The following is an 8,079-nucleotide window of genomic DNA, read 5'->3' on the forward strand; positions in this document are numbered from 1 at the left end:
TCATCGTTTGCGGCGCCGGGGCATCCAGCGCGTTCGTCGCGCACCGGTTGCGCACCACCGGCAAGACCCGAGGGCTCACCCTCACGGTCGTCGCCGGAAGCGAAGCCGACCTGCCGGCCTCCCTGGACACCATCGACGTTCTCCTGATCGGACCGCACCTGGCCCCCCGCTATGGACGCATCAGCGCCCAGGCCAAGACCCGGGGCGTGGGCGTGGCCCTGCTGCCGGGCTCGGTGTTCGCGGCGCGGGACGGCGACGAGGCCCTCGATTTGGCCCTGGCTGCCGAACACGAACGTTCCTGGGTGTGACCCAGCCCGTCACCCGCTCCACCCCCCCCGATTATGTGCCGGCGCTGCCGGCCGCCCGAAGTGAGCCGGGGCCTTGACCGAGGCCCGGGTGTCGATCCCCGCATGATGGAAAGGCAGAGAAGATGGCTGTTCGCACCGTACTGATCGGATCGACGCACGGGCTGCACGCCCGGCCCGCGAAGCTCTTCACCAAGGCCGCCGCGGCCGCCGGGGCACCGGTCACCCTGCAGAAGGGCGACGGCAAGGCGGTCAACGCCGCGAGCATCCTCGGCGTGATCTCCCTCGGCATCAACCACGGCGACAGCGTCACCCTCAGCACCGACGGTGACAACGCCGACACCGTCCTCGACGAACTCTCCGAGCTCCTCCTCACCGACCACGATGCGTAAGCCGGCCCGGTCATGATCGAACTGCAGGGAATCGGGATCGGCCAGGGTGTCGCCATCGGCCGGGTGCTGCGCATGCCCGAACCGTTGCCGGAACCCGCCACCGCCCGCAGTACCCTCGACCCCGACGCCGAACTGGCCCGGGCCACCGCGTCGATGCACACCGTGGCCGAGGACCTCGAAGCCCGGGGCGAGCGCGCCGGCGGCACCGCCCAGGAGGTGCTCGAGGCGCAGGCCATGATGGCCGAGGATCCGACCCTCGTCGAGGAGGTCACCGCCCGGCTGCACAAGCACCAGACCGCCGAGCGGGCCGTGTTCGAGGCGTTCGCCGCGTTCCGCGACCAGCTGCTCGCCCTGGGTGGCTACCTCGGCGAACGCGCCGCCGACCTCGACGACGTCGCCCAGCGGGTCATCTCCGACCTGGTGGGCCTGCCCGCCCCCGGCGTGCCCGACCCGGCCGAGCCGTTCGTGCTCGTCGCCCGCGACCTCGCTCCCGCCGACACGGCACTGCTCAACCTCGACAAGGTGCTCGGCCTGATCACCATCGACGGCGGACCCACCTCGCACACCGCCATCCTCGCCCGGGAGAAGTCGATCATCGCGATCGTCGGCACCCACGCCGCCGCCCAGCTCGCCGACGGCGACGAGGTCATCATTGACGCCGCCAACGGCATCGTGCTCCTGGCACCCACCGCCAAGCAGCTCGATGACGCCCGGGCACGCATCGTCGCCCGCGCCGCTCGTGCCCTCGCCCCGATCGGCCCCGGCCGGCTGAAGGACGGCACCAGCGTGCCGTTGCTGGCCAACCTCGGCAACGCCGACGGCGCCGCCAAGGCCGTCGCCCTCGGCGCAGAAGGCGTGGGACTGTTCCGCACCGAGTTCCTCTTCCTCGACTCCACCTCCGCACCCACCGTGACCCAGCAGCGCGAGCAGTACGAGCGGATGCTGCGCGAATTCCCCGGCCGCAAGGTCGTCGTGCGGGCGCTCGACGCCGGCGCCGACAAGCCGCTCGCGTTCCTCAACGACGCGGCGGAGGAGAACCCCGCCCTTGGCCTGCGCGGGCTGCGGGCCCTGCGCGCCAGCGAGGACATCCTCCGGGAGCAGCTCACCGCCCTCGCCGAAGCCGACGCCGCCACCGACGCCGACCTGTGGGTGATGGCACCGATGGTGTCCACCGTGGAGGAGACCCGGTACTTCACCGGCCTCGCCCATGACCTGGGCCTGAAGACCGCCGGCGTCATGGTCGAGGTGCCCAGCGCCGCGCTTCTGGCCGACCGGATCCTGGCGCACGCCGACTTCGCGTCGATCGGCACCAACGACCTCACCCAGTACACCCTCGCGGCCGACCGCATGCTCGGGTCCGTCGCCGGGTTCCAGGACCCGTGGCACCCCGCGGTGCTGCGCCTGGTCGGCGAGGTCGGTGCCGCCGGCCGAGCGCAGGGCAAGCCCGTTGGCGTCTGCGGTGAGGCCGCGGCCGACCCGCTGCTCGCCGTCGTGCTCGTGGGCCTTGGCGCCACCACCTTGTCGATGTCGGCTTCGGCCCTCGCCGACGTTCGGGCCTCGCTGGCCGACTTCACACTCGAGCAGGCTCGGCAACTCGCCGAAGCTGCTGTGAAATCCGACGGTGCGGCATCCGCCCGCGCCGCGGCAACCGCAATCGCACACAGTTACACCAACCCCACCCCTGACAGCGCGGCTCCGACCGTGCTCACCCCCGAGAGAGGTATACAGAAATGACAACGACGTCTGTCACCGAGAAGAAGGGCGCGAGGGTTCACGTACAAGCCTTCGGCACCTTCCTGAGCGGCATGATCATGCCCAACATCGCGGCGTTCATCGCGTGGGGCATCATCACCGCCTTCTTCATCCCCACCGGGTGGACCCCGAACGAGACCCTGAGCTCGCTCGTCGACCCGATGATCTTGTACCTACTGCCGTTGCTGATCGCCAACACCGGCGGCCGGATGGTCTACGGCACCCGCGGCGGCGTGATCGCCTCGATCGCCACCATGGGCGTCATCGTGGGCAGCTCGATCCCCATGTTCATCGGCGCGATGATCGTCGGACCTCTGTCCGCCTGGATCCTGATGAAGGTCGACAAGATCTGGGCAGGCAAGATCAAGCCCGGGTTCGAGATGCTGGTGGACAACTTCTCCGCCGGCATCCTCGGCTTCGCCCTGGCCCTGGGTGCGTTCTTCGGAATCGCCCCGCTGGTCACCGGTCTGAGCGCCTTCCTCGAGACCGTCGTGGACTGGTTGATCGGCAACGGCCTGCTGCCGATCGCGTCGATCTTCATCGAACCGGGCAAGGTCCTCTTCCTCAACAACGCCATCAACCACGGCGTGCTCACCCCCATCGGTGTGCAGCAGGTCCAGGATGCCGGCAAGTCCGTCCTCTTCCTGCTCGAGGCGAACCCCGGCCCCGGCCTGGGCATCCTGCTCGCGTTCTCGTTCTTCGGCGTCGGCCTGGCCCGCGCCAGTGCACCCGGCGCGATCATCATCCAGTTCCTCGGTGGCATCCACGAGATCTACTTCCCGTACGTGCTGATGAAGCCGATGATGATCCTCGCCGCCATCGGTGGTGGCATGACCGGCGTTGCCGTGAACGTCGCATTCCAGACCGGCCTGCGCGCCCCCGCCTCGCCCGGCAGCATCCTCGCGGTGCTGGCCCAGACCCCCGGCAGCGACTTCGTCGGAGTCATCCTCTCGGTCATCGCATCCGCCGGTGTCTCCTTCGCGATCGGTGCGGTCATCCTCCGCGCCAGCCGCAAGAAGGACCTGGCCGCTGAGAACGACAACGAGCTGGCCGCCGCCATCGCCAAGACCGAAGCGAACAAGGGTAAGGCCAGCTCGGTGCTGGGCAACCTCGGCGCCTCGGCCGCCACCCCCGGCACCTCGGTGAAGAACATCGTCTTCGCCTGCGACGCCGGAATGGGCTCCAGCGCCATGGGCGCCTCGGTGCTGCGCAACAAGATCAAGAAGGCCGGCATCGAAGGGGTCACGGTGACCAACCAGGCCATCGCGAACCTCGACGGCACCGCCGACCTCGTGATCACCCACCAGGACCTGACGGACCGGGCCCGCGGCAAGAGCCCCAAGTCGGTGCACGTGTCGGTGGAGAACTTTATGAACAGCCCGAAGTACGACGAGGTCGTGCAGTCCCTGCAGGGCGCAAACGAGGAAGTGACCAAGTAATGACCCAGAGCATTCTGGAACCGCAGAACGTGGTGGCCGACGGCACGGCCACCACCCGCGACGAGGCCATCCGGGAGGCCGGCGCGTTGCTGGTCGCCGCCGGAGCGGTCAAGCAGGAGTACGTCGACTCGATGTTCGAGCGCGAGAGATCCGTCTCGACCTACATGGGCAACTTCCTCGCGATCCCGCACGGCACCAATGACGCGAAGGAGTCGATCGTCCGGTCGGCCCTCTCGCTGGTGCGGTACACCGAGCCGATCGACTGGAACGGCCAGCCCGTCAAGTTCGCGGTCGGCATCGCCGGCCTCAACAACGAACACCTGGAGATCCTCTCCAAGATCGCCGTCGTCTTCTCCGACGAGGACGAAGTACAGAAACTGATCGACGCAGGTTCGCAGGACGAGATCTTCGCCCTGCTCGAGGAGGTAAACGCAGAATGAAAGCCATTCACTTCGGCGCGGGCAATATCGGCCGCGGCTTCGTAGGTCTCCTGCTTCACGAGGCCGGATATGAGGTTGTCTTCGCCGATGTGAATGCTCCCCTCATTGAGGCTCTGCAGCAGGCACCGTCCTACACGGTGCATGAGGCGGGGGAGACCCCCACCGACAAGGTGGTCGACAACTTCCGCGCCCTCAACAGTTCCACTTCCGAGGACGATCTCATCAACGAGATCGCCACGGCAGATGCCGTCACCACCGCCGTCGGCCCCACCGTGCTGCGGTTCGTGGCCCCGGTCATCGCGGCGGGCCTCGCCCGCCGCGCTGCCGGGCTGCCGCCGCTGGCCGTGATGGCCTGCGAAAACGCCATCAACGCCACCGACGTGCTCGCCGAGCAGGTCTGGGCAAACGTGCCGGACGGTGACCGGGCGGCCCTGGAAAGCCGGGTGGCCTTCGCCAACACGGCCGTCGACCGCATCGTTCCCGGCCAGGCCGCGGACGCTGGCATCGACGTCACCGTCGAGGGCTTCTCCGAGTGGGTCATCGAAAGCCCCGCCTTCGGCGGTACTCCGCCGGTGATCCCCGGCGCCACCTTCGTGGAGGACCTCGCGCCCTACATCGAGCGGAAGCTCTTCACGGTGAACACCGGACACGCCACGGTGGCCTACCTCGGCACCCAGGCCGGCGTCTCCAAACTCTCCGAGGCCCTCCTGGTGCCCTCGGTCGCCGACGGCGCCCGCCGGGTGCTCGAGGAGACCAGCGCCCTGCTGGTGGCCAAGCACGGCCTCGACGAGGCCACCCAGCGCGCCTACCGGGAGAAGATCCTGGGTCGCTTCGCGAACCCGTCCCTGCCCGACACCGTCGAGCGCGTCGGCCGCCAGCCGCTGCGGAAGCTCAGCCGGCACGAGCGCTTCATCGGCCCGGCCGCTGAAATCGCCGAGCGCGGCACCCGCCCGGTGGCGCTGCTCGAAGCGATCGCGGCGGCGCTGCGCTTCGACGTGGCCGACGACGAACAGAGCGTCGAACTGAAGCGGATGCTCGGAGCCGACTCGGCCGAGACCATCGTCGCGGAGGTCTGCGGACTGGAGCCCACGCATCCGCTCTACGCAGACCTGTTGGACGTCGTTCAGGCGGCCCGCAGAGTATAGGCATGAATTGCCAAAAGGCAATTACATAGCATAGGATAAATCCTTGGTGTCTAACACCGCCTTTATTGGCGTGTCTGACTGCCACAATCCACGCACGACCAGCAATCAATACTTTAGCGATAGTGAGTTATGGCCAAAAAAGACGGTGTCATCGAGATTGAGGGCGCAGTAGTCGAAGCTCTTCCCAACGCGATGTTTCGTGTTGAGTTGACCAACGGCCACAAAGTTCTTGCCCACATTTCCGGCAAGATGCGTCAGCACTACATCCGCATCCTCCCAGAGGACCGCGTGATCGTTGAGTTGAGCCCGTACGACCTGACCCGTGGCCGGATCGTCTACCGCTACAAGTAACGACTGCTGTAAGTAACGGCCCGCGGCGTTCCGAGGGTACGAAGACAGCGATTACAAGGACACACCATGAAGGTCAAGCCCAGCGTCAAAAAGATCTGTGACAAGTGCAAGGTCATCCGCCGTAACGGCAACGTGATGGTCATTTGCGAGAACCCGCGTCACAAGCAGCGTCAGGGCTAGCCACACCAGAGATGGGTCTCGACAAGCTCGACCAGCGATGGTCGGGTAGCCGAGATCTACCGCTGGTCGAGCTATGCCTCGACCTACAACTGAATACATAGCAGTGCCGGGAACCCTTCGGGGCGACACCATCGGTCGGAGGCCGATGCACAGGCGCTGTTACAGACCTCCACCCATCCCACAGGAGAAGCCACAATGGCACGTCTAGCCGGCGTAGACATTCCGCGCGATAAGCGCGTGGAAGTTGCACTTACTTACATTTTCGGTGTTGGCCGCACGAGGGCCCTCAAGACCCTCGCCGACACCCAGATCGATGGCAACATCCGAGTCAAGGACCTGACCGACGACCAGCTCGTCCAGCTCCGCGACTACATCGAAGGAACCTTCAAGATCGAGGGTGACCTTCGACGCGAAGTTGCCGCTGACATCCGCCGCAAGGTCGAGATCGGCAGCTACGAGGGTATTCGTCACCGCAAGGGCCTGCCCGTCCGCGGCCAGCGCACCAAGACCAACGCTCGCACCCGCAAGGGCCCGAAGCGCACCGTAGCCGGCAAGAAGAAGGCGCGCTAGGCCTTCGCCTAGCCCGTCTCGCCTTTAGGATTCAGGAGAAATCATGGCAGCACCCAAGTCGGCCGTACGGAAGCCGCGTAAGAAAGAAAAGAAGAACATTGCTGTGGGCCAGGCTCACATCAAGTCCACCTTCAACAACACCAACTTCTCGATCACCGACACCACCGGTGCGGTCATCAGCTGGGCGTCCTCAGGTGGAGTCGGCTTCAAGGGTTCGCGCAAGTCGACCCCGTTCGCCGCTCAGCTGGCTGCGGAGTCCGCAGCCCGCCAGGCCCAGGAGCACGGCATGAAAAAGGTCGACGTTTTCGTCAAGGGACCGGGTTCAGGCCGCGAAACGGCTATCCGTTCGCTGCAGGCCGCCGGCCTCGAGGTCGGTTCGATCAACGACGTGACGCCCCAGGCCCACAACGGCTGCCGTCCGCCGAAGCGTCGCCGCGTTTAATTCCTTTCAGTGACTGGCGTTTGGGCTTGTTCGGATCGCTAGATCCGGGCAGGCTCACTCGCCGTTCACCGCGACGGCCCCGAGCGGGATCGTCGAGACACACAACTTAACAACTCGCCAACAAGTGTCATATAGCGGACACTTCGCCGAAAGGAATCAATAGTGCTTATCGCACAGCGCCCCACGCTCACCGAAGAGAACATTTCGGAGTTCCGGTCCCGGTTCGTCATCGAACCCCTCGAGCCTGGCTTCGGCTACACCCTCGGCAACTCGATGCGCCGCACCCTGCTTTCCTCGATTCCCGGCGCTGCTGTCACCAGCATCCGTATCGATGGAGTGCTCCACGAGTTCAGCACCGTTCCCGGGGTCAAGGAAGATGTCACTGAGATCATCCTGAACATCAAGGGTCTGGTCATCTCGAGCGAGCACGACGAGCCGATCACCGCGTATCTGCGCAAGCAGGGCTCGGGCCAGGTCACGGCCGCCGACATCTCGGCTCCGGCCGGCGTGGAGGTCCACAACCCCGAGCTCGTCATCGCCACCCTGAACGACAAGGCGAAGTTCGAACTCGAACTGACCATCGAGCGTGGCCGCGGCTACGTGTCGGCCACCCAGAACCGCAACGAGTACTCCGAGGCCGGCCAGATTCCGGTCGACTCGATCTACTCGCCGGTTCTCAAGGTGACCTACCGTGTCGAGGCAACTCGTGCCGGTGAGCGCACCGACTTCGACCGCCTCGTCGTTGACGTGGAGACCAAGTCGGCTATCTCGCCCCGTGACGCCATCGCATCCGCCGGTCGTACGCTGACCGAGCTGTTCGGTCTGGCGCGCGAGCTGAACACCGCCGCTGAGGGCATTGAGATCGGCCCCGCGCCGGTCGACGCCGTCCTCTCGACCGAGCTGTCCGTGCCGATCGAAGACCTCGATCTGTCCGTGCGCTCGTACAACTGCCTCAAGCGCGAAGGCATCAACAACGTCAGCGAACTGGTCGCCCTCTCGGAGACCCAGCTGATGAACATCCGCAACTTCGGTCAGAAGTCGGTGGATGAGGTCAAGGACAAGC

General features: G+C 66.0%; 11 protein-coding genes. All 11 read left to right on the forward strand.

Annotated features, from left to right (window positions below):
- Nucleotides 1–308: PTS sugar transporter (locus JWP54_RS06375; protein WP_297368920.1), on the forward strand; the 308-nt coding region annotated here is incomplete at its 5' end.
- 122 nt (nucleotides 309–430) lie between these two features.
- On the forward strand, nucleotides 431–697 hold the full coding sequence (locus JWP54_RS06380) for an HPr family phosphocarrier protein (RefSeq protein ID WP_297368923.1): 267 nt from the start codon (nucleotides 431–433) through the stop codon (nucleotides 695–697).
- A 12-nt stretch (nucleotides 698–709) separates the two neighbouring features.
- Complete coding sequence (gene ptsP, locus JWP54_RS06385; RefSeq protein ID WP_297368926.1) at nucleotides 710–2,431, forward strand: phosphoenolpyruvate--protein phosphotransferase; 1,722 nt, start codon at nucleotides 710–712, stop codon at nucleotides 2,429–2,431.
- The gene (locus JWP54_RS06390; RefSeq protein ID WP_297368930.1) at nucleotides 2,428–3,888 is read left to right on the forward strand and encodes a PTS mannitol transporter subunit IICB; all 1,461 of its coding nucleotides are present in this window, start codon (nucleotides 2,428–2,430) and stop codon (nucleotides 3,886–3,888) included. The genes ptsP and JWP54_RS06390 overlap by 4 nt, the downstream gene beginning before the upstream one ends.
- Nucleotides 3,888–4,328, forward strand: a complete 441-nt coding sequence (locus tag JWP54_RS06395; RefSeq protein ID WP_297368933.1) for a PTS sugar transporter subunit IIA — start codon at nucleotides 3,888–3,890, stop codon at nucleotides 4,326–4,328. Before JWP54_RS06390 ends, JWP54_RS06395 begins: the two co-directional genes overlap by 1 nt.
- Nucleotides 4,325–5,473 (forward strand): mannitol-1-phosphate 5-dehydrogenase, encoded by a 1,149-nt coding sequence (locus tag JWP54_RS06400; RefSeq protein WP_297368935.1) that lies wholly within the window; start codon nucleotides 4,325–4,327, stop codon nucleotides 5,471–5,473. Before JWP54_RS06395 ends, JWP54_RS06400 begins: the two co-directional genes overlap by 4 nt.
- A 129-nt stretch (nucleotides 5,474–5,602) precedes the next feature.
- Nucleotides 5,603–5,824: a translation initiation factor IF-1 gene (gene infA, locus JWP54_RS06405; protein ID WP_022883252.1), complete on the forward strand. Its 222-nt coding sequence runs from the start codon at nucleotides 5,603–5,605 to the stop codon at nucleotides 5,822–5,824.
- Between the two features lie 66 nt (nucleotides 5,825–5,890).
- Nucleotides 5,891–6,004, forward strand: a complete 114-nt coding sequence (gene rpmJ / locus JWP54_RS06410) for a 50S ribosomal protein L36 (RefSeq protein WP_035834639.1) — start codon at nucleotides 5,891–5,893, stop codon at nucleotides 6,002–6,004.
- Nucleotides 6,005–6,199: 195 nt separating this feature from the next.
- The gene (rpsM, locus tag JWP54_RS06415; protein WP_297369018.1) at nucleotides 6,200–6,574 is read left to right on the forward strand and encodes a 30S ribosomal protein S13; all 375 of its coding nucleotides are present in this window, start codon (nucleotides 6,200–6,202) and stop codon (nucleotides 6,572–6,574) included.
- A gap of 43 nt (nucleotides 6,575–6,617) precedes the next feature.
- Nucleotides 6,618–7,016, forward strand: a complete 399-nt coding sequence (rpsK, locus tag JWP54_RS06420; protein ID WP_297369021.1) for a 30S ribosomal protein S11 — start codon at nucleotides 6,618–6,620, stop codon at nucleotides 7,014–7,016.
- Between the two features lie 162 nt (nucleotides 7,017–7,178).
- A partial coding sequence (locus tag JWP54_RS06425; protein WP_297369024.1) for a DNA-directed RNA polymerase subunit alpha occupies nucleotides 7,179–8,079 on the forward strand: 901 nt, incomplete at its 3' end.

It is taken from the genome of Cryobacterium sp. (genome assembly GCF_025463825.1).
In the GTDB taxonomy this organism is placed as follows: domain Bacteria; phylum Actinomycetota; class Actinomycetes; order Actinomycetales; family Microbacteriaceae; genus Cryobacterium.

Coding starts and splice junctions, on each gene's coding strand:
- JWP54_RS06380 (WP_297368923.1), top strand. CDS start 431: ATGGCTGTTCGCACCGTACTGATCGGATCGACGCACGGGCTGCACGCC.
- ptsP (WP_297368926.1), top strand. CDS start 710: ATGATCGAACTGCAGGGAATCGGGATCGGCCAGGGTGTCGCCATCGGC.
- JWP54_RS06390 (WP_297368930.1), top strand. CDS start 2,428: ATGACAACGACGTCTGTCACCGAGAAGAAGGGCGCGAGGGTTCACGTA.
- JWP54_RS06395 (WP_297368933.1), top strand. CDS start 3,888: ATGACCCAGAGCATTCTGGAACCGCAGAACGTGGTGGCCGACGGCACG.
- JWP54_RS06400 (WP_297368935.1), top strand. CDS start 4,325: ATGAAAGCCATTCACTTCGGCGCGGGCAATATCGGCCGCGGCTTCGTA.
- infA (WP_022883252.1), top strand. CDS start 5,603: ATGGCCAAAAAAGACGGTGTCATCGAGATTGAGGGCGCAGTAGTCGAA.
- rpmJ (WP_035834639.1), top strand. CDS start 5,891: ATGAAGGTCAAGCCCAGCGTCAAAAAGATCTGTGACAAGTGCAAGGTC.
- rpsM (WP_297369018.1), top strand. CDS start 6,200: ATGGCACGTCTAGCCGGCGTAGACATTCCGCGCGATAAGCGCGTGGAA.
- rpsK (WP_297369021.1), top strand. CDS start 6,618: ATGGCAGCACCCAAGTCGGCCGTACGGAAGCCGCGTAAGAAAGAAAAG.